Source organism: Peribacillus sp. NPDC006672, assembly GCF_050274955.1.
Lineage (GTDB): Bacteria > Bacillota > Bacilli > Bacillales > DSM-1321 > Peribacillus.
The window spans coordinates 148480-173944 of record NZ_JBNNOR010000004.1 but is presented as its reverse complement, the minus strand read 5'-3'; the positions used below and the strand labels follow the sequence as shown (position 1 = coordinate 173944).

At 33.1% G+C, this 25465-nt stretch carries 35 protein-coding genes and 5 pseudogenes; 37 read left to right on the top strand and 3 right to left on the bottom strand.

Annotated features, from left to right (window positions below; genetic code table 11):
- Positions 1-237 precede the first annotated feature (237 nt).
- The 6 genes from ACQKKK_RS08670 (at position 238) to ACQKKK_RS08645 (ending at position 6152) form a co-directional block, all read left to right on the top strand.
- Positions 238-930, top strand: a complete 693-nt coding sequence (locus tag ACQKKK_RS08670; RefSeq protein ID WP_427615590.1) for a response regulator transcription factor — start codon at positions 238-240, stop codon at positions 928-930.
- Complete coding sequence (locus ACQKKK_RS08665; RefSeq protein WP_427615588.1) at positions 927-1925, top strand: sensor histidine kinase; 999 nt, start codon at positions 927-929, stop codon at positions 1923-1925. The genes ACQKKK_RS08670 and ACQKKK_RS08665 overlap by 4 nt, the downstream gene beginning before the upstream one ends.
- A 111-nt stretch (positions 1926-2036) precedes the next feature.
- Complete coding sequence (locus ACQKKK_RS08660) at positions 2037-2798, top strand: ABC transporter ATP-binding protein (RefSeq protein WP_427615586.1); 762 nt, start codon at positions 2037-2039, stop codon at positions 2796-2798.
- On the top strand, positions 2788-4635 hold the full coding sequence (locus ACQKKK_RS08655) for an ABC transporter permease (protein ID WP_427615584.1): 1848 nt from the start codon (positions 2788-2790) through the stop codon (positions 4633-4635). Before ACQKKK_RS08660 ends, ACQKKK_RS08655 begins: the two co-directional genes overlap by 11 nt.
- An 80-nt stretch (positions 4636-4715) precedes the next feature.
- Entirely contained in the window at positions 4716-5675 is a 960-nt protein-coding gene (locus ACQKKK_RS08650; RefSeq protein ID WP_427615583.1) for a DUF418 domain-containing protein, read from the top strand.
- Positions 5676-5819: 144 nt separating this feature from the next.
- Positions 5820-6152, top strand: a complete 333-nt coding sequence (locus tag ACQKKK_RS08645) for a DUF1093 domain-containing protein (protein WP_427615581.1) — start codon at positions 5820-5822, stop codon at positions 6150-6152.
- Positions 6153-6616: 464 nt separating this feature from the next.
- On the opposite strand, the gene ACQKKK_RS08640 is transcribed toward ACQKKK_RS08645, so the two are convergent.
- Positions 6617-7243, bottom strand: coding sequence for a hypothetical protein (locus tag ACQKKK_RS08640; RefSeq protein ID WP_427615841.1), 627 nt, complete (start codon positions 7241-7243; stop codon positions 6617-6619).
- An 876-nt stretch (positions 7244-8119) separates the two neighbouring features.
- Between ACQKKK_RS08640 and ACQKKK_RS08635 the strand changes: the two genes are divergently transcribed.
- From ACQKKK_RS08635 to ACQKKK_RS08625, 3 genes are all read left to right on the top strand, one after another.
- On the top strand, positions 8120-8599 hold the full coding sequence (locus tag ACQKKK_RS08635) for an antitoxin YezG family protein (protein WP_427615579.1): 480 nt from the start codon (positions 8120-8122) through the stop codon (positions 8597-8599).
- A gap of 612 nt (positions 8600-9211) precedes the next feature.
- Positions 9212-9679: a hypothetical protein gene (locus tag ACQKKK_RS08630; RefSeq protein ID WP_427615577.1), complete on the top strand. Its 468-nt coding sequence runs from the start codon at positions 9212-9214 to the stop codon at positions 9677-9679.
- Between the two features lie 60 nt (positions 9680-9739).
- Positions 9740-10294, top strand: a complete 555-nt coding sequence (locus ACQKKK_RS08625; RefSeq protein ID WP_427615575.1) for an SUKH-4 family immunity protein — start codon at positions 9740-9742, stop codon at positions 10292-10294.
- A gap of 299 nt (positions 10295-10593) precedes the next feature.
- Here ACQKKK_RS08625 and ACQKKK_RS08620 read toward each other — a convergent pair whose 3' ends face one another.
- Positions 10594-10944, bottom strand: coding sequence for a transposase (locus tag ACQKKK_RS08620; protein ID WP_427615573.1), 351 nt, complete (start codon positions 10942-10944; stop codon positions 10594-10596).
- Positions 10945-11079: 135 nt separating this feature from the next.
- Here ACQKKK_RS08620 and ACQKKK_RS08615 point away from each other — a divergent pair, with 135 nt between their 5' ends.
- The 14 genes and pseudogenes from ACQKKK_RS08615 to ACQKKK_RS08550 all read left to right on the top strand — a co-directional run bounded on the left by ACQKKK_RS08615 (position 11080) and on the right by ACQKKK_RS08550 (position 16833).
- Positions 11080-11286: a hypothetical protein gene (locus ACQKKK_RS08615; protein WP_427615572.1), complete on the top strand. Its 207-nt coding sequence runs from the start codon at positions 11080-11082 to the stop codon at positions 11284-11286.
- 1 nt (position 11287) lies between these two features.
- The gene (locus tag ACQKKK_RS08610) at positions 11288-11371 is read left to right on the top strand and encodes a hypothetical protein (protein ID WP_427615839.1); all 84 of its coding nucleotides are present in this window, start codon (positions 11288-11290) and stop codon (positions 11369-11371) included.
- 26 nt (positions 11372-11397) lie between these two features.
- Complete coding sequence (locus tag ACQKKK_RS08605; RefSeq protein ID WP_427615570.1) at positions 11398-11886, top strand: SMI1/KNR4 family protein; 489 nt, start codon at positions 11398-11400, stop codon at positions 11884-11886.
- A gap of 195 nt (positions 11887-12081) precedes the next feature.
- Positions 12082-12210 carry a hypothetical protein gene (locus ACQKKK_RS08600; RefSeq protein ID WP_427615569.1) on the top strand — a complete coding sequence of 43 codons (129 nt, stop codon included), beginning with the start codon at positions 12082-12084 and terminating at the stop codon, positions 12208-12210.
- A 50-nt stretch (positions 12211-12260) separates the two neighbouring features.
- Entirely contained in the window at positions 12261-12443 is a 183-nt protein-coding gene (locus tag ACQKKK_RS08595; RefSeq protein ID WP_427615568.1) for a hypothetical protein, read from the top strand.
- A 24-nt stretch (positions 12444-12467) separates the two neighbouring features.
- Positions 12468-12905 carry an SMI1/KNR4 family protein gene (locus tag ACQKKK_RS08590; RefSeq protein WP_427615838.1) on the top strand — a complete coding sequence of 146 codons (438 nt, stop codon included), beginning with the start codon at positions 12468-12470 and terminating at the stop codon, positions 12903-12905.
- Between the two features lie 273 nt (positions 12906-13178).
- Positions 13179-13601: an SMI1/KNR4 family protein gene (locus tag ACQKKK_RS08585; RefSeq protein ID WP_427615567.1), complete on the top strand. Its 423-nt coding sequence runs from the start codon at positions 13179-13181 to the stop codon at positions 13599-13601.
- A gap of 565 nt (positions 13602-14166) precedes the next feature.
- The gene (locus ACQKKK_RS08580) at positions 14167-14388 is read left to right on the top strand and encodes an HNH/ENDO VII family nuclease (RefSeq protein WP_427615566.1); all 222 of its coding nucleotides are present in this window, start codon (positions 14167-14169) and stop codon (positions 14386-14388) included.
- 106 nt (positions 14389-14494) lie between these two features.
- Positions 14495-14965, top strand: coding sequence for an SMI1/KNR4 family protein (locus tag ACQKKK_RS08575; protein WP_427615565.1), 471 nt, complete (start codon positions 14495-14497; stop codon positions 14963-14965).
- A 204-nt stretch (positions 14966-15169) separates the two neighbouring features.
- Positions 15170-15451 (top strand): hypothetical protein, encoded by a 282-nt coding sequence (locus ACQKKK_RS08570; RefSeq protein WP_427615564.1) that lies wholly within the window; start codon positions 15170-15172, stop codon positions 15449-15451.
- 207 nt (positions 15452-15658) lie between these two features.
- Positions 15659-15883 (top strand): annotated as a pseudogene (locus ACQKKK_RS08565) (SMI1/KNR4 family protein); the annotation flags it as partial.
- Complete coding sequence (locus ACQKKK_RS08560; protein WP_427615562.1) at positions 15861-16121, top strand: transposase; 261 nt, start codon at positions 15861-15863, stop codon at positions 16119-16121. The pseudogene ACQKKK_RS08565 and the gene ACQKKK_RS08560, both read left to right, overlap by 23 nt.
- Positions 16106-16297 (top strand): annotated as a pseudogene (locus tag ACQKKK_RS08555) (hypothetical protein); the annotation flags it as partial. The gene ACQKKK_RS08560 and the pseudogene ACQKKK_RS08555, both read left to right, overlap by 16 nt.
- Positions 16288-16833: a SecY-interacting protein Syd gene (locus ACQKKK_RS08550; protein ID WP_427615560.1), complete on the top strand. Its 546-nt coding sequence runs from the start codon at positions 16288-16290 to the stop codon at positions 16831-16833. The pseudogene ACQKKK_RS08555 and the gene ACQKKK_RS08550, both read left to right, overlap by 10 nt.
- Before the next feature lie 93 nt (positions 16834-16926).
- On the opposite strand, the pseudogene ACQKKK_RS08545 reads toward ACQKKK_RS08550, so the two are convergent.
- Positions 16927-17034: pseudogene (locus tag ACQKKK_RS08545) on the bottom strand (hypothetical protein); the annotation flags it as partial.
- A gap of 293 nt (positions 17035-17327) precedes the next feature.
- On the opposite strand from ACQKKK_RS08545, the pseudogene ACQKKK_RS08540 reads away from it, so the two are divergent.
- From ACQKKK_RS08540 to ACQKKK_RS08475, 14 genes and pseudogenes are all read left to right on the top strand, one after another.
- Positions 17328-17408: pseudogene (locus ACQKKK_RS08540) on the top strand (EndoU domain-containing protein); the annotation flags it as partial.
- Positions 17409-17428: 20 nt separating this feature from the next.
- On the top strand, positions 17429-17740 hold the full coding sequence (locus tag ACQKKK_RS08535; RefSeq protein ID WP_427615558.1) for a hypothetical protein: 312 nt from the start codon (positions 17429-17431) through the stop codon (positions 17738-17740).
- A 418-nt stretch (positions 17741-18158) separates the two neighbouring features.
- Positions 18159-18497 (top strand): annotated as a pseudogene (locus tag ACQKKK_RS08530) (LXG family T7SS effector ribonuclease toxin YxiD); the annotation flags it as partial.
- Positions 18497-18937 carry an SMI1/KNR4 family protein gene (locus ACQKKK_RS08525; RefSeq protein WP_427615557.1) on the top strand — a complete coding sequence of 147 codons (441 nt, stop codon included), beginning with the start codon at positions 18497-18499 and terminating at the stop codon, positions 18935-18937. The pseudogene ACQKKK_RS08530 and the gene ACQKKK_RS08525, both read left to right, overlap by 1 nt.
- Positions 18938-19073: 136 nt before the next feature.
- Complete coding sequence (locus ACQKKK_RS08520) at positions 19074-19508, top strand: SMI1/KNR4 family protein (RefSeq protein WP_427615556.1); 435 nt, start codon at positions 19074-19076, stop codon at positions 19506-19508.
- A gap of 402 nt (positions 19509-19910) precedes the next feature.
- Positions 19911-20333, top strand: a complete 423-nt coding sequence (locus ACQKKK_RS08515; protein WP_427615836.1) for a DUF600 domain-containing protein — start codon at positions 19911-19913, stop codon at positions 20331-20333.
- Positions 20334-20352: 19 nt separating this feature from the next.
- Positions 20353-20862: an ankyrin repeat domain-containing protein gene (locus ACQKKK_RS08510; protein ID WP_427615555.1), complete on the top strand. Its 510-nt coding sequence runs from the start codon at positions 20353-20355 to the stop codon at positions 20860-20862.
- A 213-nt stretch (positions 20863-21075) separates the two neighbouring features.
- On the top strand, positions 21076-21390 hold the full coding sequence (locus tag ACQKKK_RS08505) for a contact-dependent growth inhibition system immunity protein (RefSeq protein WP_427615834.1): 315 nt from the start codon (positions 21076-21078) through the stop codon (positions 21388-21390).
- Positions 21391-21451: 61 nt separating this feature from the next.
- The gene (locus ACQKKK_RS08500; RefSeq protein ID WP_427615553.1) at positions 21452-21826 is read left to right on the top strand and encodes an immunity 22 family protein; all 375 of its coding nucleotides are present in this window, start codon (positions 21452-21454) and stop codon (positions 21824-21826) included.
- A 5-nt stretch (positions 21827-21831) separates the two neighbouring features.
- Positions 21832-22287 carry a DUF4274 domain-containing protein gene (locus tag ACQKKK_RS08495; protein WP_427615551.1) on the top strand — a complete coding sequence of 152 codons (456 nt, stop codon included), beginning with the start codon at positions 21832-21834 and terminating at the stop codon, positions 22285-22287.
- 356 nt (positions 22288-22643) lie between these two features.
- Positions 22644-23048 (top strand): immunity 22 family protein, encoded by a 405-nt coding sequence (locus ACQKKK_RS08490; protein WP_427615550.1) that lies wholly within the window; start codon positions 22644-22646, stop codon positions 23046-23048.
- 276 nt (positions 23049-23324) lie between these two features.
- Complete coding sequence (locus ACQKKK_RS08485) at positions 23325-23597, top strand: polymorphic toxin type 15 domain-containing protein (RefSeq protein WP_427615548.1); 273 nt, start codon at positions 23325-23327, stop codon at positions 23595-23597.
- A 54-nt stretch (positions 23598-23651) separates the two neighbouring features.
- Complete coding sequence (locus ACQKKK_RS08480) at positions 23652-24197, top strand: T6SS immunity protein Tdi1 domain-containing protein (RefSeq protein WP_427615547.1); 546 nt, start codon at positions 23652-23654, stop codon at positions 24195-24197.
- 554 nt (positions 24198-24751) lie between these two features.
- Positions 24752-25261 carry an ankyrin repeat domain-containing protein gene (locus ACQKKK_RS08475; RefSeq protein WP_427615546.1) on the top strand — a complete coding sequence of 170 codons (510 nt, stop codon included), beginning with the start codon at positions 24752-24754 and terminating at the stop codon, positions 25259-25261.
- The last annotated feature ends 204 nt before the right edge of the window (positions 25262-25465 follow it).

The window sequence follows — 25465 nt, the reverse complement described above, 5'->3', positions numbered from 1 at the left end:
GTTACATGTAGCTGTCAAGAAAGGACATCTTGAAATGACTGCGTATCTAATTAATAAACTTAGGAATTCTTTTTCAAAATAATTCGGTAAAGCTTCCTGCCTAGATAAGTAACCTCTCCACTCTTCTTTTATTACTTCAAAACGCTGTTCCTCTTTACAAAGACCTTTATAGAAAATATATTAAAGTGATAGTCAAAAATAATAAAAACCCTAGTTAACTTTTTGAAGGAGGATTTGATGTATAAGGTATTAATTGTTGAAGATGAAATGCATATTGCCAATGCATTAAAAAACCATTTTGGGAAATACGGCTATGACTGCCAGATTATAGTGGATTTTGAGAAGGTACTCGATGTTTTTCAAGATTTTCAACCGCATCTTGTCATAATGGACATAAACCTCCCTTACTTTGACGGCTATTATTGGTCTCGCAAAATAAGAAAGGTATCGAATTGTCCTATCATAATTCTCTCAGCTAGGATGAGTGAGCTGGATCAAGTGTATGGAATTGAAAATGGAGCAGATGATTTCATTACAAAGCCTTTTTTAATGGATGTTGTCGTGGCAAAAATAAACGGCCAAATTCGTCGTGTATACGGTGAATATGCACAAGAATCGCAAACTCACATTTTAAAAAAGGGAGACACATCTTTAAACTTGGATACTGTTCGATTATATACATCTGACGGTGAGGAGCTATTGACTGTAAAGGAACTTCAGCTTTGTAGAATCCTTCTTGAAACATTCCCTAATGTTGTCACAAGGCAACAGTTGCTTACATCTATTTGGGATGAAGAGGCGTTTGTAGAGGAAAATACGCTTACCGTTAATATTAAAAGGTTGAGAAAGAAGCTAGAAGCGATTCGTTCTTCACTTGAAATTATAACAATCCGGGGAATAGGCTATCAGTTAAGGGAGAAAAGCATATGAAGCTGTTCTTACGGGATCATTTAAGCTTTATTATCCTATATATTATTTCATTTATTAGCTTGCCAATTGTTATTCAGCGGCTGGATGGTTTGGAAAATCATTATGGATATTTTGTCTTTTTATCCCTTACATTCCTAGCCATTTTCCTGTTCATTCGTTATGTACGTCGAAAAAAAATGTATCTACATTTAAATGGCAAGAATATGACGGCAGACAGCCTTTTGATTTACCAGCCAGCTGCTCCAATTGAAAAGGAATATGCGGCACAAATGCAATCTATACAGTCCCTCCTCCTTTCAAAAGAAGCCGAGCATAAAGATGTCTTAGATGAACAGCAATTGTTGATTTCTCATGCTGTTCATCAAATGAAAACGCCCCTTTCTGTCATTCAATTGCTAGTACAATCCAATCAGTCGAAGGAACCAGGTTTGCTTGTGGAATGGCTAAAAGTTAAAGCAGAATGCGATAAACTGAATTTCTCTTTAAATCAGCTGCTGACTTATAGCCGCTCCACGAAATTATTAGCAGATCTAAAGATAGAGCCGATTCCATTAAAAGGTGTCATACAGGAAGTGGTTAATGATTTAAAGGATTATTTTATTGAGGAAGAAATCTTTCCAAAAATTACGATACAAGATGACGTATGGATCTATTCGGATCGTAAATGGACAAAGGTTGTGATTTACCAGCTATTGAGTAATGCTGTCAAATATGGAGAGAAGCAATCTTCCGTTGTGATTCATTATGACAATGGTCAACTATTGATCAAAAACAAAGGGGAAACGATAACTGCAAACGAAATAAACCGTGTTTTTGAATTGTTTTACACAGGTACGAAAGGCCGTACTAAGGTTGAAGCGACTGGTATCGGGCTTTATTTAGTGAAAAAAATTCTGTCAACATTAAATCATCCATACAAGTTATCTTCCGCCCATCATGAAACAACTTTTATCATTGATTTTTCGGAAAATATAGAAACGGCTGCCAAAGGTTAGCCGTTTTAAATATGACAATTTTGTCATCTTGCTGTCATGTTCAAAGATTTTAGGGAGCAGGAGGGGAGGTTATACTAAAAGCAACGAAAGATACAAAGGAGTGAATTGCACATGGCAAACACGATTTTAGACGTAAAGCAACTTCAAAAAGAATACACAGGAGAAATCACATATAAGGCATTAAAAGGGATCGATTTTCATTTAGCTGAAAATGAATTTGTTGCCGTGATGGGACCATCTGGAAGTGGGAAAACAACATTCCTTAATTGTATTTCCACAATTGATCGGCCTACCAATGGGATTATTACCATCAATTCCAAAAATCCATATGAGTTAAATGACGATGAATTGGCGAAATTTCGAAGAAAAGAACTTGGTTTTGTTTTTCAAGATTTTAACCTGGTTCATACATTAACAGTAGAAGAAAATATTTTATTGCCATTGACACTTGATTCCATTGATGAGAAAGAAATGAAACAGCGTTTAACGAAAATTATCGATTTTTTGGGGATTGGAGAGATTTTAAAAAAGCGTACATTTGAAATTTCAGGAGGACAGAAGCAACGTGTGGCGATTGCAAGAGCGGTCATTCATGAACCAAGCTTATTGCTAGCAGATGAGCCAACTGGAAACTTAGATTCTAAAGCCGTAAATAATGTGATGGGATTGTTTGAATCGATTAACAAGTCTTTTAACACAGCCATATTAATGGTGACGCATGACGCTTATGTTGCCAGTTTTGCCCAGCGTGTCATTTTTATAAAAGATGGTGTTCTTTTTAATGAGATACATCGGGGTAAAAGCAAACAGCAATTTTATCAAGAAATTATGGATACCCTCACGTTTTTAGGCGGTGGTCGGCATGAGTTTTAATCATATTGTCGTCCAAAATATTTTACGAGATAAATCGACGTATATTTCTTACTTTTTAAGCAGTGTGTTCTCGATTCTCATCTTTTTTCTTTTTTCGACAACAGCTTTCCATCCGATGATGGCGGAAGTTGATACCACAAGCACACTGGGAATAACAATGATGCTTGCTAGCTTCTTTATTTATATTTTCTCATTTGTCTTTATCATTTATTCGCTGTTTGCTTTTCTAAAAAAGAAAACAAAAACGCTTGGCGTATTTATGATGACGGGTGCCTCCATGAAGCAAATTCGCAAAATGGTTTTTAGAGAAAACATGCTTATTGCCGGAGCAGCAATTATCACAGCGATTGGACTCGGACTTATCATCGCCCCGTTATTTTTAATGGTAGCTAAAAGGGTATTACGTGCGGATAGCTTTGGCATGTATCTACCCTTACAATCCATCATGTTAACGATTGTTTTATTTGGTATTTTATTTATTGTAGTATCAAAATGGATGACACGCTTTATTAAAAAAGAAGAAATCGTACAGCTCTTAAAATCAGATATGACACAGGAAAAGCTCATTGCATCAGCACCATTGAAACTAGTGCTATCCGCTATTGTCAGTGCCTTTTTATTCGTGTCAATAATCAAGGAAATGAGTTGGATAAAGCCTTTTGAATCGCTCGGCTATATTGCTCTAATTGCCAGCCTATTATTAACCCTTTATTTCATAATTACTCAAGGTGCGCTACTAGCCATTCGTCTATTGCAAAGGAGACCATCATATTTTCGAAAAACGAATATGCTGTTTGTTTCCAACTTAAAGGCAAAAGGACGTTCCCATGCGCATATCATATACCTTTTAACGGTTTTACTGCTTGGTGTTTTTGTATGTACAAGCGTTCTATATAGCTCCTACTATAATGTGAAGGAAAATACTGAGGCCGCATATCCTTACAGCTTCCAATATATCTCCCTTCCTAGTAACACATCGGAGGCCGAGAAGGAAGATATAACGTTTATTGAAGAAACATTAGGCAAAGAAGGTAAGTATACTGCCGATTATTCAGCCTTCAAAGCCGAGGATGAACATCGGATTGGCTTTATGTCCGTTTCGAATTATAATGCTCTTGGTTTGCATAAGCCGATAAAACTAGGGGATAACGAGTATTATGTTGCAGCCGGTAATGAGGGTGTACGTCCAAATACTGAAATCATTCATGATTACCCGTTTGGAGAACTTCATTATGCCGATCTAGAAGAAAAAAATATTTTATCAACAGGTTTACGAAATGCATATTTTATCGTTCCTGATGAGGTATATAGAACAATTGATTATCCAGTTTATAAAGTGTTTGCATATGAGGTAGATCATTGGACGGACAAGGTAGAGGTAGCTGAAACCATTTTATCACAGGTTCATACAGAGCCGGATATTCGCCTAACAGCTTCTAAAATTGATTTATATGATGCGGAGAAATTTGTGAAAAGTATCATGTTTTTCATCGGATTTATGTTGAGTTTGATCTTTTTGAGCGCAGCAATGAGTATTCTTTATTTCTATCTGCAAACGTCACTCGCAGAAGAAAAGGAAAAATATGCGGGCATTCGAAAAATTGGTCTTTCTGTTAAAGAACTATCTTCTGTTGTAACGAAGGAGTTGGCCACTTTAACTTTTATCCCGTTTACCATCGCAGCTATTGTTTTATTTGTAGGGATGTTTAGTATGCGCAACTATATTTCATCTACATTCTATCAAATGACAGCCCTCGGTGTAGGTATATTTTTACTGCTATTTGTTATAAGTTTTTTCATCATTCGACGGAGTTATTTAAACAAACTGGCAGATTAATATGCAAACAGCAAATGGAAGGTTTTTAATCTTCCTTCCATACTGTTTTCTTAAACTACATGATAGGCGGAGTGATATTTATGAAGAGAATAGATGAATTAGATTTCTTGCGCGGCTTTGCCTTAATAGGAATTATTCTGATTAACATTACACAAATGATTAACTACCTTGTCCCTGAACAGGGAACACTTGATTATGTTGCAAGGGTCGTTTTGGATTATGGCGTGGGTCAGCGGTTTTTCCCGATTTTTTCTTTCTTATTTGGAATTGGTTTTTATCTGTTTATATTCCGAGCCAACTCAAATGGGAACAATGGAAGAAAACTATTTATCCGTCGGTTGCTAATTTTATTAGCTATTGGATTTATTCATCATCTCTTCCAGCCAGGTGAAGCGTTACTTCCTTATGCCATATGCGGCTTTATTTTAATCCCATTTTATAAATTCAAACCTAAAACAAATTTTATAATCGCAGTCATTCTGTTGATTCCATCTCTTTGGATCGGCTATGTGTTTATGATTTTTACAATGTTTTTACTTGGTTTATGTGTGGGGCAATTACAAGTTCTTGAGAATCTTAATAAGTATAAAAAGACCATTCGCCAACTGCAAATAATAGCTTTGGCAGCTATCCCAATATCTTTATACTTGCAGTACAGGATTACATCAACCACTGGTATGATCGATGTGGCCGGTACTGTTGGCGGACTCGCTGTCAGCCTGTTTTATGTTACAACATTGACGCTGCTTCTTCAGCATACAACAGTAAAAAATTGGCTTTCACCTTTGAAGAATTTAGGGAGAATGGCATTGACAAATTATTTAGTGCAAACTTTCTTGATTATATGCATTGACTCTATATTTAATTTGAACAATCATGTTCATTTAACGACATTAATAATGATTTCTGTAGGAATATTAATTCTTCAAATGATTTATAGTGCCATGTGGCTTAAGCGATTTAAGATGGGTCCGATCGAGTTATTATGGCGTATAGGCACATATGGAAAAGTGCCTCAGCACTACAAAAAAGGCAACTAACAGGGAAATCTGGTTAAAAGTGAGATTATTGAGAAATTAAAATATGGTTTTCAGCAGTAGCTACTGAATGAAGGATTTGACTATTAAAAAAGTTAAAAGTAATTCATCCTTCATTTAAAGCTTATCATACGAGGAGGAATAAATATGAAAATTATTAAATCATTAGCGATATTTAGTTGTCTAGCGACTTTTATGTTAGTCGGTTGTGGTAAAAAAGAAGTGATGTTTGAAAAAGATTATTATGTGCAAATCGATGAAGAACCAGAACAAACTAATAATGAGGGGCAATATGTTTATAATTTAAAAGGATTCGATGAAAATGGGAACGAAAAGGCTGTATATTTTTATGTTGAAGAACCATACAAAATAGGAACGCTTTTACATCTTCCTAGAAGTCTCGAAGGATATACCGGAGATCCTGAGGTGATTGAAGCGGATGATTTGTCTAAAGAGGTTAAAAAGAAATTAAATCTATAAAAACTAGATTCAAGGATTAATCTTAAAAGCGATTCAGAAAACATTTCTTATGCTGTACCCAGGTCTTTCCAGCGCAAATTAGAAGAACAGAGAGGAGGAGAAATCCTTCTCTTAGCTGGGTTTGGCCAAATCAAATGTGTAAACCCACTTAATCTTGTATTCTTATTATTTTATGGATACAGGCCAAGGCTCTTCTGTAGTTAGTATCCACAAAATGAAAACATATATTTTAAAAGCTTCTATGTGAATTACAAATGGGAGCTCTTAGAATTGCTTTGGCCCTTTTAGAAATTTTAAAAGGTTTGTCTCGAGTAAGCACAAATTTACTTTTAGTGAACTATTCACTGTTCTTGACACTTTTTTCAACTGGTGAATAACTTTTTGTTTTTTTATAAATAAGTCGAAAATATATAAGGTGAACAAAGCCTTGTATATTTTCGACTGGATGCTAAATTACCAGTTTATCATTCACATCTGTACTTGAACTTAGGCTCTGTCTGAATATAAAAAGCATTTCTTACTTGTGCACTCCAATTTACAAAGGCTGATTTCCATTCAGGAGTGCTAAAGAATTGATCAACAGTTTGAGTTTCAGAATGCCAAACTATAAATAGGTTAAGTGGGGCAATTCCTCCTGCCCAAATTCCATTATTTGCGTCAGTATCCTCTTCCCTTACTAATAATAAGGGTAGACCAAATTGAAAAGCCATTGAAGGTTCTACTTGTGAGTAAACTGATCCTTCCCAGATTGGAGTGGATGGTGGAAGGGGTCCCTCATTGACGCCAACTGTTTGAATTTGAAAACGACGGAAGTTTACTGCCAACATTCCATAGCTTGATGAGACTAACCGACGAATATCGGTTAAAATGGATTCGGGATAACTTTCGCTTAAAGGTAATGTACGTGGAAAAAGCAAAGCATTCTCAATCTCAAAAATTAGACGGTTAAGAAACTGTTGTTGGTTATCATTTAAATGAGTTGTCGTACTTAAAAATATAGGAATACGATAAGCATGGTCAATACACTCTTGGTGTGCCGATCCTATTTTTGCTTCATCCTTACGTGAAGAGTTATCCTTTTTTTTGCTCACTTTTACTTCATCTTTGCGTGAAGAGCGATCCTTTTTTTTGCTCACTTTCACTTCATCCTTACGTGAAGAGTTATCCTTTTTTTTGCTCACTTTTACTTCATCCTTGCGTGAAGAGCGATCCTTTTTTTTGCTCACTTTCTCTCCTCCTTTTTTTATTACTATATGGAAAAGGAATAAGTGAGCATGGGCATAACACCTAGATTTCATAATATAGGGGCCTAAAGAACGAAAATTAATAAGTTACAGGTGCGGATGTAATCCTAAAAGTTGTTGAATTGGTACTACATAAAAATAAATGGGCTTGCGTAATGCTTGCCCGTTAACTTCCGTCATAACTCATATTAATAAAATGCTTTGCCTTCTTGATATCTTCATCGCTAGCTATTACAACCTCTAAATCCCCTGTACCGTAATGATCGATATTACTTACATAACGAGAAAAGCCACTGTTAATTACGTTGATTTTAATTGGTATGGTTTCCATAATTATTTACAATCTCATTTAATTAATTTTATTAAATATAAAGTGTAAAGATGTGAAAAAAATGAACCATTTCCTAACTTGCGCAACTGAAGAACTCGCATTGATGGTCAGTGTCGCTAGACATCATTACAGCGTCTCAAATTGTTTTAAGCTTAGGTTAAGAGCTCACAACCTTGTTGGTTTGGGCTCTTTTTTATTTAGAAAACCGGCTTTTAATCACCCAGCATTTCTTTTGGTTTAGCGCGTCTTTTCACTTGTCTTGTAAGAACTTGCATCAATCATTCACATTGGTAATTCTGCTAGACCTGATAGTATTATGGTTGAGTACTCAATCGACGCTGGTAGAGCCAAGAAGGTCACAATACAAAATCAAATTGGAGGTTAGTGAAGTTATGGAGCAACAGATGGATCGGATGTATCCCATGTTAGCAGAGCATGTTTTAAGTATGATACCTGATGGTAAATGGTATGAGATTTACTTGTATGCCGAAATATTGGATAGTTCTAGAGAGGTGTACTTTTATTTCAATACTTCTGAGAATGAGGATTTTATTTATTCTCATGATATTCCTGAAAAATATAGGGTGAATGAAAAAACTTACGATGACTTGTTATTGGAATTACAAACAAAGTTTAGTGAATTAAGACAAATATTTATTAAGAATGATCAAGAGGCATGGACAAATTTAACCTTAACATTGCAGTATCCTGGAAAGATAAATATTCATTATAATTATGAAGACGTAATAAACTCAAAAATATCGCCGACTCAACGACAAATGATTTTTGAATTTCAACATTTAGGCTTGTTGCCTCAAAGTGACAAAAATAGACAGTTTGTACAAAACTATGTAAATGATAAAAATGACTAGAGATAAACCAGCTCCAATAACTTCAAATGTGATTAACTATATGACTTACTTACCTGAATCTGAATATGATAAGAGTATTGGAATACCTTAAAAAAGAATAATGGAGGACAAGCAAAGCTTGTGTATGACCTTAACGAAAAAAGTTAAGGTCTTTTCATTGTTGAAATTTGAATATATATCATCTTAAGTCATATCGGGTTTCTAGGATAATAGTCCGGGTCTAAAAATCATTCTTTAGAAAAAAATATGGATTTACCTCCGGCGAGCTGACTTAGAATAAAAGGTCCAAGTGGTACAAAGTTCATTCCTTACAGTAAGAAATTTGCGCAAAAGCAGGTTCAGAAGGTTCAAGCTACAATAACAGACATAGCTAGATCAGGAAAACTCAAGTTAAAAAATATAGGTGAAGAAATAGGTGAAAAAGAAATACCAAAACGGATAATTATGGAACAAGTTTCCCTCGCAGGAGGAACAAGCCTTCGCCAACCGAATACTAATGTGACGATTGTTCCGAGGGCATAGGTAACCCAGTGAGAGCGGGAGTAGGCGTCGCCATTTATCATATCTCGTTCGTATAATGGTAAGGGTATAGATAATGCTGTAGAAAATACAGTGAAATTTAATTATAGTAATATTAGAGCTTACCGTGATATTGAAATTGAAAAAATACCAATAGAATACAGGGCTGACCCTAGACTCGTCACCGAAATGAACTATAAGGGAAAGAAAAAAAGCGGAACTAACGCAGCAGGATGGGAAAGAAGTGCTTCAAAACACTTTAATGAATTACTAGATAATCATCCTGAATTTTTCAGTGAAGCAAATGTTGAAAGAATTGAGAATGGATTAGTCCCTGTAGTAGATGATGATTTTATTAAACATTTTCTTCAGTATAAAGATTCTAAGGGTGATAAGTTAATACATCACCATATCGGTGGCGGAGGTCAAGCTGCTGCGGTTCCACAATCATTGCATAAAGGCTTTGGAGGAATACACAATTTTGAGAAAGAACACAATATTAGGGGGAACGACCCGTTGACTGAAATTGGAGAAGTATTTACTTCTGAAAAGAAACCATAACATTATTACAAACAATCAACTGAAGTAAATTATTAATTTTAAACAGTGGGGGTATAAAATATGATTTCGCCACAGGAATTTTTGGACAAATGGAATAGTGAAACCTATGGTTTGGTTAATTATGATGAATCTAATATTAATTCATTTTCATTAACTGATGAAACCAAAAGTTTTTTAATTAAATCAGGATTACCTGAGTCTGCTCCACCTTTTCTAACATTCGAATCTTCAATCAACGGTGGTGGGATTAGACTAACTGAAAAAAATAACAGTTTAGGAAAAATGTATGATAGGTTTATATACTTAGGGTATACTGGTAGCGGATATCCAGTGTGTATTAATGAATCTAACTCTGAGGTCGTATATATTGATTATGATAATGAAAATAATAGTGTATTAATAAATTCTACAATAGCAAAGTTTGCAGAGTCTTTGTTGTTCTATGTAGAATTTATAAAAAAGGTAAAAGCTGTTAATGGAAGAAGAGCTTATCTTGAAAAAAATGCAACTAAAGAATTGTTAGACTGGATTTCCAAGAGCCTTCATCAAATTGACGCTGTTTCTTTAACTCAAGGTGGGTTCTGGGAAGAAGAACTTGTCAGCTTTAGTGAATAAAATTTATAGGGTGAAATAGTATTATATTTAATATTATAGATACAGAAGAATATTTTCAGATGCACGAAAACCTTGATTGGCTAAAGGCTATTCAAGGTTTTTTTAATGGGGGCTAGTGCCGAACAAACTGAAGAAGAAGTGGATAGAGCCTTTCGAAAAAGGAGTTATCCATTTTTTTATTCATTTAGATCTCGGATTCATATGAAAGGGATAGGGTAAATGGCGACGCCTATTCGCGAGCTCACTGGGTATCCTATGCCCTTGGAACAGCTGTCACACCTCTGTAATAAAAAATCCAATTAGCTGTTACTATCTCTTTCTTCTATGAATTCTAAAAACGAATCTTGCAGTTCTCCTTCCGTATCAATAGAATCGAGCAGTAATTTAGGTTCTAAGGAACAATCTTTTAAAGTCGAACTTCCATCAATTACTCCTAGCATGTTTGAAATAGTATCAATCATAGTTTGTTCAATTATCTTCATTAATGTATCTTTATTTTCGTCAGTTAAACTATCGTAAAAACCAATAGCCTTTTTCCAATAATCATCTGTTTTAGAAGTAACATTCGTTGTTTCATAAAAGTCTTTGTATAGTTGAAGGTTCTCTTTCACGATAGACTCATAAAGTGATTTAACAAAAATATCATTCATTTTATTTCCTCATTTTTGGATGCATTTTTTTGTTTAATTCAATAAGTTCTTTTAAAGCAGAATTCGGTATTACTATTAATCTCTATTCCAGGTGGAGATAGTTTATCTTTATCTCAAAGAAGAAAGATAAAAGAAATGGCAATATCAAAAGGTCATATTCCAAAAATAACTGTAAATAAAGTAGAAGGTATGAGATATGGATTTGCTGATTTTTCTAGTGTGGATCTAGTTAAGGAAACTGTTCATCTGCCTGAAGAGTTTTGTAAGTTGTCAGATAAACATCAATTTAAACGGTTAAAATTGGTGGAACTCAAAATGGCATCATACCGAAGTGCCTGGTAAGATGGAATTATTTCCATTTGGCATTCATATCACACCTCATAATGGTGGAAGAACAAAAGGTATGTGGGCAGATGCTCCAAGATAACATAAAATTGAGGAGGTATAAGTATTATGGAAATTAAAGATGGTTCTGTAATTTATCCAGTACCAGACGATACTTTGTTATCTGAGAAAGAAACGAAATGGAGAATTAAATTACCTAGTGCATATAAAGAATTTATTAAAAAGAATAATGGAGCTGTTCCGATAAAAGATAGTTTCGTCTGTAATAATCAGAGTTATGTTATTGATAGGTTTTTGTGTATACTAAAAGTGATTGGCCAAAGTGATAATGAATTTTATGATATTGGTGTTGTTAGAACCCAGTTAGAAGAGAGAATTGTTTCTGATGAAGATTTAGTAGGGGTAGAATTATTGCCAATAGCAGTTTTATTTGCAGGTGATTTTGTATGTTTAGACTACCGAGGGAATAACGAAGAACCTCCTATTTGTGTTTGGAATCATGAAGAGTCTGCAGATTTAGAACCCGTGACTTATTTTGCGAGTAATAATTTTGAAGAGTTTCTAAAAATTCTAGCTAATAAAACTGAGAAGCATTAGATGCGGGATTTGATTCTTGCATCTAATGCTTTTTATTTTAGTTTATTAATAAATTTTTAAAGTGTTTATAGAAAATATTATGTTAGTAGTTGAGGAGTGGGAAAAGAATGGTGGAAAAAGTAAATTCGGTCAATTTGAAGTAGTTGTAGAGGTTAATAGAGCAAGAAAGTCAATAAGTTTTATGGGATTGGGGATATGAAAAGTAATTTAGGTAAAGTTTTTGAGGTTCTAGAAGGAGAAATACCAGAAGATTTTATTTCAATTGCTAATGATCCAGGAGGAAATGAAGCGATTTATTCTTATTTGTTTACTCGGCGCAGGTAGCCTCATACCTTAGAAGGCTAACTAAATACTAGAAGGCCGTACTTTATCGTATGTTAGAGAATTCAGATGAAGTTTCAAGTTCTTCATTAGAGGAATGGAAAGAATTTTTGGATATAACTGACGAGGATTATATTGAAAAAGCAGTATTACATATGATGAAGAAGGGGAGTCTTTTCACACCACGTCCAATGACTTCGGTTCCTTTAATTTTACAAAGTCATATGATGCTGTAATTGTTTCTAAGGAGGTAATTGATGGTGGCTAAATTTGATTATATAAAAAATAGTAATCATAAGTTTTTTCATTTAAAAGAAGATGATCTTATTAAAGCAGAGGAAAGACTTGGATTTAAATTTCCCCCTGAACTAAGGGAGTTTTACTTAGAAGTTGGTTATGGTTTTTTTAAAGGCAATAATGAGAATTCAATAAGTAGATTAATGGATCCTGATACAATTGCAGATATTACACTAAGGGAAGGTATCTATGAGTATGACCCTGACTTAGAGGGGATATATGAAGAAGCAGACAAACTAGTTTTTTATGAAGTAAATGAGGGTGTATATTTAACACTTGCTTTAAATGATACTCAAAGGACCTCTGTACACGTCTTTGATACTAAAATAGCTGATTCATTAGAGAGTTTTATAAAAAAAATTGATGAAGACAATGAATACTTTTTTGATATGATGGATTAACAAAAACTTATCCTTGATTTGTTATCCACCATTCAAGGGTTTTTATGATTTATTGAGTTTTTGAGACGTGTTTATCAGAAAAATAAAATCAATTAGCCTTATACTTCAAACCATCCAAAAGCCAAGAGGCATTCGAATTAATAGTGAACTTGCCGCAAAAGTTCGCCCTTCGAATGTAATTGATAATGATGGAGTTCTAGATAAACAATTCAACAACTTCAGAAAGAAGTACTGGAAACGGAGTTTTAATAATCTGGAGTGAGGTGATTAATCATGAATAATGAACTATTAGAATTGATAAATCAATATATGGAAAAAGGAGATTTTATTGGAGAGGCTTCTGATAGTGACATTTCAAGGGGAGAGAAAATATTGGAAGTGACTTTCCCACCAGAATATAAAGAGTTTGTTAAAAAGTTTGGTTCCGGAGGGATTTGTGGAGTAGACATACTTGGTGTTGAAGGAGCAGACCGCGCATCCGTAGTTGAAAGTACAAAGCGTTATAGAAAGTTTGGTTTACCAAAAAAATATATTGTTATAGAGAATGTTGATGAGTTTGTTTACTGCTTAAGCACAATAGATGAATATAATGTTGTGCGATGGGATGATATAAGCCAAAAAGCATTAAATAGATATAAAACTTTTAATGCATATTTACAAGATAGCTTTCAAGAGGCAATTGATAACTGGGATTGACGGTTGTATCATCATGAGTTGTATAAAGAAACTTAGTTATGAAAAAAGAAAGAAATACGGCGTATAGTTAGAGGGAAAAAACAACTAACGAAATGAAACAAGCGAGTTGGCTAACGAACATATTTTGTGGATTATTTGCTAAAGAACACGATAAAGCACTGGTTGCCTTTTAGGCAGCAGGTGCTTTTTTCTTTTTAGTATGAAATGTAATAATTGAATTCATAGTTCATGACAATAGGATGATCATGCAAGTTTGTTTCATTACTTGTATAAGGTATCAAAAACAGCCAATCGACATTTTGCAGGACCGTTATGATATAGCATCGCCTACAATTTAACTGCAGCTGCAGTTAAAGGCGTTACAAAGGCAAAAGAATTAGCCTTTATTCCTAATCTATTGCCATACAATCCTAAAAACCAACTGTCGTTGGCAGGTGGAGTACCTTATAATGGTGCGGGGGTGAGCGATCAGCTTATATCTATGGCGAAAGTGGAGTCGGAAGTTAGTGGTAAGGGTATAGGTAATGGTTATAATTATTAGAATAAAACAACTGAATTTAAAAATATGAAAGTTTACCAAAGAGATGATATTATAGACCCGAATATGAAAGACGCACGAGGAAGAACTAATCTTGAGAGAATGAAAAAGGGATTGGCTCCACTTGGACCAGATGGAAAGTCTATAAATCTTCATCACACGACACAGAGAAATGAGAGTTCAATAGCAGAGGTTACACAGACGTTTCATAAAGAGAATAGTTCTATAATTCATATCAATCAATCCTAACACCATACCTTCGGGAATAAATTTTTAGAGCTGAATTTAATAAATGGAGAAGTGAATACTGAAAAAACAGAACAAAGGATTTTAAATTAGAAAAGGGGGGATGAAAATGAGTGTTGAAGCTTATCAAAAAGCAAAACAAATAATATTGAATGATGATGATATTGCTGACTTTATTGGAGGCCGTTCAACTGAATTAATAAATTTGGCTGAAGAAAAGTTAGGATTAAGGTTTACTGGTTTATATTTAGATTATTTACAGACATTTGGTGCAGGTAACTTCGGGGCCCAAGAGATTTACGGAATTATTAGTGCTGATTTTGAGAACTCTTCTGTTCCAGACGCTATATGGTATACTCTAACGGAACGGAAAGAAATTAATCTTCCTAGTAACCTCTTGGTTATTTATGATACTGGAAGTGATGAACTTTTTTGTTTAGACTTTAATCAACTTGATGATAAAGGAGAACCTAAAGTAGTTTCATTTGTACCTGGAGTTGAGTTAGAAAGTCAAACATATGAAAAAATTGCTAATGACTTTGGGGATTTTTTATTAGATTTAGTTAAGCAAGAAATATAAATACGCACAAGAACCTTGACTGGCTGCTATGCCTTTCAAGGTTTCTTTTTTGTGGGGCTACCCAGTCCCGAATAAACCGCTCTTTATCCAGATAGTAGAGATTTGGAAGAAAAGAGCGTAACTTGGACCGAAAGGGATAGGAATATTTAATAAGAGGAGAAGTTCCTAGCAAGTTTATAATAATTTCTCCAAAGGAGTGAGGTTATGTTCTTATATTTCCGTAATGAATGTTTGGGTGAAATACAGAATGATAATAAAGAAGGCGTGTGGTTTTATGGATCTATCGTAGCCTATGAAAATTTAATAAAGTATAAAGATTTTCTAGAGGCTCTTGTTAATGAGGAGAAAGAATTCAAGGAAGGTAGTTTCAATGAAGAATTGCTGAACGAAGATAATTGGTTTATTGTTGATGAGCATAGAATTAAAAAGGGAATATATTTACCGGCAATACATGAAGATGGGGAGATAAATTGGCGGTATAGATAAGTTACAATTTGCCTTGAAAGCGTAGATCTTTCAAGGCTTTTCTGAGTTAACCGTATTATTATGATTACCTTTTAAATGGATAACACCAACCATTTGAAAGGACTTTGAAATTCAATAATAGAAGGTGATTTAGATGAATTATTCAGGTCTACAGGAATTCATTAAAACTATGGTAATGTTGATGATTTTACTGGAGGGGTAAGTGAAGACAAAGTTGAAGAAACTGAAAATAAATTACAAGTCCCATTACCGAAAAGCTACAAATGGTTCTTAAAAAACTTTGGCTCAGGTGGAGGTTTTGGTATTGATATAATTGGTTATGACTTAGTTGGTGCATCAGTAGTAGCTACCAAAGATCATCAAAAGTATTATGGTTTAATCGATGGACTTGTGGTTATAGAAGATATAGATGAATTTGCTTATTGGAGTTAGTATAGTTTCATGGACCCACTTTAATGTAAGAAATACAGGTAAAAAATATAATAATGAATTCAAGAAGACTATTGTAGATCTTTATCACTCGGGTAATTCAGTAAGAGAATTAAGTGGCGAATATGGTGTATCAGACGTAACTATTTATAAATGGGTTAAAGAATTTACCCCTATCGGTTTAGGGAAAGAGTCTATGACTCCGAAGGAATTAGCCGCCATACAGAAGGAAAACCTTTAGTACATCATCATATTGGTGGTGGCGGACAAGCAATGGCTATTCCACAACTGTTGCATCCGGGGAGTGGAGGAATCCATAATATAGAGAAACAAATAGGTATATGGGGGAAAGATCAAGAAAACGCTGAACGTCTTCAAGTATTAAGTAATTTTATTGGAGGTATAACATGGACATAAAAAAAGCATTACAACATTATTTTAAAGAACTCATAAATGTATGGGATACAAAATATGGTACATATCCTAAAGTACCGTGGGATGAAGAGATTGATCCTCGATTGTATTTAAGTAATCCAGATGACGAAGAATATGTATATTGGAAACCTATTGAAAAAATTGATTTAGATAATTTTACAGAAATTGAAGAAAAACTGGGTATGAATATTCACCATGCAATGAAAGAATACTTTAATTCGTATTGGTTCTTAAGCTTACAAGGCTTTTACGGCTCAAGATTAGTTAATCTTGAACCTTTAGAACCAGGTAAATCTATATTAGAATTTTTTGAAGTAATGAAACAATATGAAGAGAAAAATGGGAGAGAACTTAGATATATACAAATAGGATTTGTCTCTCCAGAAGATATGGGTATTATCTTTGACAATAAAACAGGACAGGTATTGATAGAGAATTTTGAAACTGAAGAATACGAAGTTCTTGCTAACTCACTTGCTGAATTGATAAATAATTTAAAAGTAGAATTGGAAGTTTAAGATGTATTACTATTATGTAAACTCGTTTACTGATTAAATAGTTTAATTTTATTATAGAAGAACACCAAATAGGTGAAAAAAATAATTTAGATAATCAAATTCTGCCCTATGCTTAGCTGTTTCTATTGGTGACATTTTTTTATATTTTTTATTTCTTAAAGCTTCCTTCAACTTCTCTATTTGGTTTTTAGGTAACTTTCTGTCTTTTAGTTACTAATAAAAACTATTTTCCTGCTTGCTAAAAAATTATTGTACCTCGTATAAACGTCAAGAAATAATGTACCTACTCACTTCTAAAACGTAAGAAGCACTTGTTGTCTTTAGTTGACAATCAAGTGCTTTAAGTTGCATAAATTTAGTTTTATGTCTAGTCCATGTGTTTATATTCATCACCCAGTAAAATGTCATCTCGCCTATTCTCGTACTTCTTTTTCTATTTTATCATTTCACGTAATACACCATTATGGTGGAAAATGGTGTATTAACTTTCATAGTATACTGGGGTTAGGGTTGGAGTTATAAAAACAAATGGAGAGATAGGGACGATTTTTCCAGATGCTACTAAACAACCGTAGATAGAGTTTGGAGGATTAATATGGATGCAAATAAAATGGAAGTTATATTAAATGAAAGAAAAAAATTAAATTTAAATGATGACTATGGGATACAAAAAAGTTGGAATGAAATAATAGAAGTTCTCTCAGAAAATGAGGAAAATACTATAAGGTATTTAGAGAATTGTAGTAAAGAAGATTTATATTGGATAAGTGAAGTTTTTGAAGATATAGCAGAAATTATACAAAGTAAAGAACTTATTAATTGCTTAAGAAAATTAGATGAAAAATTTCCAGAATTAGAAATGACAGATGATATTGATATTGCAGAAAGTTATATAGAAAATCCTTAAATTAAAGGAATAGTTGGTGTAATTAAGCATAGAATCATGGGACTTTATGAGGATACTAAGCAGTGAAAATGAAATTCAGAATTGACGGGTTGATATTTAAAATATATGAAGTATCGTTACAAAGAACAAGTATTAAACTTACAAAATTAAACAAAATCCTTGGTTTAAGCATAATAATTGCCATGAAATGCTTATAAAAGTTAACAATAATGCACTTGATTGCCTTTTAGGTAACAGGTGTTTTTGTTTTTTATGAGATATTTAAATTCAAAGCTAATGAAGGTTGTACCATGTACTATCATGGGATAATGATTGTATGCTTTGTATTAAAGTAGAAATGTACTTGAATAGAGATGAATCAATAGCAACGGCATATCCATGATATAAAAATTAATCTAAAAGGGGATCAAAGCATATGGCCTTAAGAAATAAAAAATATAAAAAAATGTCATCAATAGAAACAGCTAAGCATAGGGCTGAATTTGATAAAGTAAAAAATAAAGTAATCAAAGAGTGGGAAGGAAATACTGGGCAAAGGTGGCATTTGTATAATGAAAATGTTATTTCAGAAAAAACAGGTAAAATAATTAGGGGAAAAGGAGACAAGTATGATGCTCATCATATAATTGAAAATACTGTTGGATGAGAACATGAATGGTGGAATATGCATCCTGCAAAATTCCCGAATGAGCATCAAGCTGGTATTCATGGAACGGGTTCACCAGCAAATAAACTATTTAAAGGAGTTAAAAAATAGTGGTCTTTGAATTTATTAAGGCAAACCAAGAAAATAGCTTTAATCCAGTGACTGAAAACGAAATAAAAGAGGTTGAGAAGGTACTCGATTTAAAATTTCCTAAGGAGTTGGTTAATTTTTATATAGAGGTTGGCTACGGGTTTATTAAAGGTTCAGAGTTTAATATTAATCGTATTATGGATCCTTATTCCGTAAGAGATTTTCGATTAAGAGTTAATGATTTTGAGTTTTATCCCGACATAGAAATCTATGATGAATTTGAGAATAACAAACTAATATTTTTTGAAGGTAGTGAATCAGCTTTAATGTCAATCGAATTGAATGAAAATAATAGAAGTCCAGTTTACTATTATGATATTCAAATTGCGACTTCTCTTGGAGAATTTTTAAGAAAGATAGAAGAAAATGATAAATATTACTTGGAGTTACTAGCTGATTAAAGAAAGATAATAACCAATGAAGTTAATCGTATTGATAGTGTCGAAGCTAAATTACCATTTGGCACAAGAAAGTGAGAAATCAATACGCTCAATGTAATGTGGGTGAATCAGACAGAATAATGGGTGAGTGAGAAGCATGATAAATATTGAAAAAGTGCATGACCATCTTTCTATAAAAAACCTAGAGAGTTTTGAGCAAAACCAAGATATTATTTTGCCAAAAGCTTATAGAGATTTCTTATTAGAATATAATGGTGGATATCCCAATCCAAGTATTTATAAAATATCTGATGAGTTGGGAGAAAGTATATTGAATATTTTTTATGGAATTGGTAGTATGTTTGATAATTTAGGGAAGAAGTTTGATATTTTTGAGGAAATAGTACAAATAGGATTTATTCCAATAGCAGATGACCCAAGTGGAAATCAAATATGCATTGGAATAAATAAAGAGTATTCTGGACAAATATTTCATTGGGCTCATGATGAGGAACATGATGAAATGGAAAATATGTACTTTTTATCAAACGATTTTAATGAGTTCCTTGATAGTTTATACGAGGAACAATGATTTTTATTAAGCAAGAAATGGAATGGTGGTAAAGCAAGACTAAATTTTTGAAGATATTGTATTTGAAATAGAAGTGGATGAGATATTGATATTGTTCAGGAAGTAATGGAAGGAGAATACGATGAATTTGAAATAGAAGGGAATGCTACGAGTGTCTTGTAAAAAAAGATACAACCTTTCTTCACCACTTTTATATCTTCGAAAAGACAAATGAATAATAAAATTCCAGAAAGATACAAAAAACCTGAGGATTAAGTTTTGTAGCTTTGATAAAACAATGAGATATCCAATTTATCGTACAATATGAGATAGACGAAAATATGATGAAGTAAATATATTGAATTAGGAGTAGATGAATTGGGTAAAGTATTTGAGGATTACTTTAGTGAATTGCAAGTAGATATGGTTTCGATATGTTTAGAGTATGTTTTTGAAAGATCTAATAAAATATATATATATTGTTCATATGAAGAAGGCCTAGTCTCTAACGATTTTTTTTATAATATCAATGGTAAGATTGTAGAGAGACATAAACTCAATGATGCATTAGTCACTGAAGAGGGTAATGCAAACTTTTCTTATGATATATCAGTAAATCGACAAAAAGCAGTTGTGAAAATAATAAATGAAAATATTAAAGAAATGATTAATTTATGTAAAAAACATGATCGTGAAATGCCAACACAAATCAAGCTCGTGTATGATGTACAAGCAAATAAACTAGCGGCAGATTATCAATATGAACTTGTACATACAAACGATTCTAATCAAACTGCAAATTTGATTGCCAGGAAATGGTTTGAAAAAATCAAGAATGATAATTAGAAATACAGGAGGTAATGTTATGGATGAAAAATGCCTAAATAAAACTATAAGAAATGCTATTAAGCTTGGTGATATTAATGAGGTAAAGCGTTTAATAGGCGATAATCCAGAATCTTTACATTCAATGACACCATTTGGTACTTGGTTACATGTTGCAGCAAAGAAAGGACATATTGAACTAGTAGAATATCTGATACATAAAGGAATTGATATCAATACAAAAGGTGATATATTTGATGCTTCAGCACTAAATTCGGCAGCAAGTGCGGGGCATGTGGATATAGTTAAGTATTTAATAGAGAGAGGCGCAGAATTAGATGTTACCTTAGCAAAAAGAAATTCCTTATTTGGAGCGATCTATGGTGGACATATAGAAGTAGTGAAGTGCCTAGTTGAAAAAGGAATAGACATTTCAATTAGGTATACGGGAGAAAATATTAAGAATATGAATGCTTTTGAATATGCTAGAGAATTTGGACAAACAGAAATTGCTGAATATTTAAAGCAGAAGACTGATGAAAAAGAATAAAAACAGGGAATAAGCCTGAAACTTACGATATGATCAGGCTCGTTGTGTAAAGAGTGGTCGTTTCTTTAGCCATTGTTTGTTCAGACAATGTAGACAGAGATTATCTAATTGTCAGTTAAGTGCTTTATAGTTAACTATATAACACCAAAAATAAGGAAGGGAAAATCCAAAGAAGGGGACTATATCCAAGTTAATAGTGAAGGTTGTGATGTTTTGTTGTCTTCTAACAAATTAGAAGAACCTGTTTTTCAGTTCTTGGCGGCAACTTTTCATCAGGATATTGAATCACCAGAAGAGGCATTAGAAGAATTATTAACAGAGGAAAGTAAAGAGTATTTGGAATCTGCTATTGTCTTTTTAACAGATTTTATTGTAAGCGAGTATTCAGATATCGAAAAGAATGAATACATTAAATTTTGTGCAGATGGTGTGTATTTTCCCTCTCTTGGTATAGAACCAACTCAGTGGCTCTATCAAGTAATTGAACATATAAAAGAAGCTGTTAAAACAATATACCTTGATGGCTAAAACCAATTAAGGTTTCTTGATAATATTTTAAAGGTAACCTACCTTTATTGGAGGTTTTATTATGGAAAATCAAGGAATGGTTTCTATATGGTTAGGTAATCTCAAAAAAGAAAACTCCATAGAAGAGTATGTCGATATAACATATGATGAAAATGGGGAGGCGATTGCTTCTAAATTTCTTATGGATTTTAATATTGATCTGGATGAAACTGACGAGGATTTTATAGAAAAAGATGTATTAAAGGAGAATAGTAATGATATTACTATATTGTTAGAAGGCTGTTCATATGAAGAAGTTATAATGCCTAAAATTAGTAAACATATTAATTTAACAAATTCATATAATGCTGTAATTCTAATTTATAATTTCGAGTATGATAAAAACATTTATACAATAGGTGAGTTTGATTACATTACATCTGTTAGGTATGTGTGATAATAATGGATAAACAAGATATTAGTTTCCTCGAACAGTTACTTTTTAATACAGATAAAGACTATATAATCAGTGAGCTAACGAATACGGACAACTCTTTATTTCTTCATTATTTTGCTGCAAATTATAATTGGAATAGTGGATTTGATGTACCAAGAGTAATTTTGGATAACGAAGCTTGTGATTTAGGAACGGGTTTACTAATGTTTCATTATGCAGACGGCTATCGTAGATTAGAAAATCCTGATGAAGTTTCAAGTCCTTCGTTAGAGGAATGGAAAGATTTTTTGAATAAGGTTTACATTAAACTAATAAACTTTAATTTTACATCTCAGACTATCTCCTTTGACCCTGAATTATCCAAAATTCAAAAGTACAACTTAAAAAAGAATAATCCTGACATTCCTGATATTCTTATTAGTAGATCTCGGGGCGAAGTGGTGGATATTCCTAAAATATAATGTGAATGATTAAAACCTTGAATGGCAAAATGCCCTTCAAGGTTCCTTTTTTAGAGGTAGAGCAGAAAAATGCCACTCGAAATTCCAAGAAAATGGTTACAGCCCAAAAAGATGACCTGAAAAAAATATTTGCTGGAATTTATGATATCAATAAGTAGAGACATTCTCCGATGATGCGTTCTTTGAGAATATTGAGAAGACTGACAAGAAATGAACCAAAACGATAGACATAGTAAACGAAATCGATCATAGGTTGACGACTGAATATGCCAAATTCGAAGAGGACCAAGCTCAGTAACGGCACTCATGGAGCAATTGAAAGAATTCAGTACAAGGGGAGGAGAAGTGAATAAAAAATGAGAGGTGAAACTAAGGAATATAGTGGTGTGGTTTCAGTGTGGTTTGGCGTTTCTAAATCATTTGAAGATTTTGAAGAGTTTGTTGATATAGAGTATACCGAAGATGGGGATTCAATAAACTCTGAGTTTGGTACAAAATTTGAATTTGGTTACTATGATGAAGATAACATTGAAATTTGTTTCTATGAAGAACCAAAAAATAATATAGACGACATTTTACATGATTTTTCTTATAGCGAAGTAATTATTCCGAATATGAAAGAGTTAGTAAATGGTGATAATTTAGCATACTGGATTAATTCTGTTATTGCACTCTATGATTTCCAATACGATGAAGCGAAAAGTGGAGATGAAACGGAGAATATAAAAATTAAATATATTTGTACTGTACCATACAAGTAGAACTAATTAGCAATTTAGTTTATAAACGCTATAAATACTTTGATAGTGAATGATGAGTGCGTGGTTAAATTTGTAAGTTGAGAATTTTATTGCCTTTTAGGTAACGGGTATTGATTTTTGTTAGAATTTTTAACTTTTAACGAATTGAAGATGCTTTACTGAAATTCACAGCTCACAATGTTTGTACCATCATAAAGTAGTATTAATACATGTATATTGTGAAAAGTAGGATAGAACGACATTATAATTGGCATGAAGGGAAATGCAACTCAAAAAATGGCTAGACAAGAAGTTCTTAAAGATAAAATTGCTGAACTGCGAAAACAAGGACTTTCCAGAGCGGATGCGACAAAGCAAGCTTTGGAATGGCTGGAAACAAAAGCGGCACTTCATAATCCAGATCATATAGCTGGAGGAAGAGCAGACATTATTGGAGGTTTGGCAGATAAAAGAGTTAATTCCTCGATAGGTTCACAATGGAAATATAGAATTGATGTTGTTGATGAACAAATTAGGGAAATTGCGAAGAATATGTCACCTGAGAGCTAAAGAATACTTATTTAAATGTGAAATTAAATCAATAATCATAGGAGCGTATTTTAATTGGAAACTATATTTGGCGATTTTATAAAACATGAAACAGTTGATGAAAATGTTATTTTAAAATATAAGGATAAACTACCTGAAGAATTAATAGAAACATGGAAAAAATATGGTTTTGGTACTTTCTTAAATGACTTTTTAAAAGTTATTAATCCAGACGATTATTTAGAAATTTTAGAGAGAAGTTATCTAAGGTATGAGCAGGCGATTCCTATTATTACAACCGCAATGGGTGATATTATAGTATGGGAAAAAGATAAGTATGTAAATTTATTAAACTTTAGGAAAGGATATGTTCATGTTGTTTCATCCGGATTTGATTTCTTTTTTGATGACTTAAAAGATAAGGACTTTATGAACGATGAATTAATGTGCCAGCCTTATCCTGAAGCGATTAGTAAATACAGTGCGCCTAACTATGACGAGTGTTTTGGATACACCCCTCTATTAGGTTTAGGTGGAACAGAAAAAGTAGAGAATCTAAAAAAAGTCAAATTGAAGGAACATATTCGAATTATTACTGAATTTATGGGACCGGTTCAGTAATGTTCAGGATTATGTAATAGAAATAACTATAAGCACTTGATTGCCTTTTAGGCAGCAGGTTTTTTTTGATTTAAGCTTTGGACGACATGAGTGATGCTTTCTTGAAATTCATAGATCATGGGTTGTGCCATCATGGAGTACAGTGTGCAATGATAGAATAGAAAAAAGTAGTCGTGTTTATCAGGGGAATAATGTAAATTGTCGTTATACTTCAAACCAACCAAAAGCGAAATGGCTTTCGACGAGTGAACTTGCCGAAAAGGTCGCCCACTGTAGGAAATTTGAAAAATGGTTATGCTATTAAAATGAAGAAGTCCTAGAATAACAATTCAACAACTTCTAAGATGAATAAGCTTAAAAATGAATTAAAAAATACACTTACTTGTAGTGTAGTTGAGCTGTTCGAGATAAGTAAAAAGATGTCTCACTAAAGAAATGAAAGTCTTGCAAGGCAACACGGTATAGAACGTCTTCAACATATTGAAAATGGTTGAAATGCTTAAGCTACTAGGAGAAAAAACAGCATCGAAATAAAGATATTTTGGGAGAATACAATGGATAATAAGGAAAAAGCAATAAAAATCTATGATTTAATTAAGAATGGGGATATAGAACAAGCAAAAGAGATCCTTAATACGGATAAAAGTTTGCTTGATTTTATAACACCTTTTGGCACGTGGCTACATGTGGCTGCTAGAGCTGGTAAACTGGATATGATAAAGTTTTTAGTTGAATCTGGCATGGATATTAACATAAATGAAGGTGTACCAAAGTCGGCCACTATTGCACATGCTGCTAGTGAAGGTGAAATTAGTATTGTCGAGTACTTATTCGATAATGGTGCAATTTTAGATGTTAGTGACCCCAATAGAAATCCTCTAATCTCAGCGATTTATGGTGGGCACATTAATATTGTAAAGTATCTTGTTCAGAATGGTATGGATATTACTGTTAAGTATACAGGGGATACTATGAAAGCTATGAGAGCTTATGAATTTGCTATTGAAAGAGGACAAACAGAAATTGCTGAATATTTAAAGCAGAAGATGGATGAAAAAGAATAGAAAGAAAAGAAAAGTAACTTTTTAGTTAATAGTATTTACATTCACTTCCGAATTCAAAAATCAGATGATTCAATTTTCAAAGTGGGAAAACAAGAAAGGCACTTATTGAAGAATATGAACTTACACCTGCTTATTTAAATCGATGGATTCAACAAAGTGAAAAGACAAGTTCTTTAAGGAAAAAGACAATTTTTCTCCCAAGAA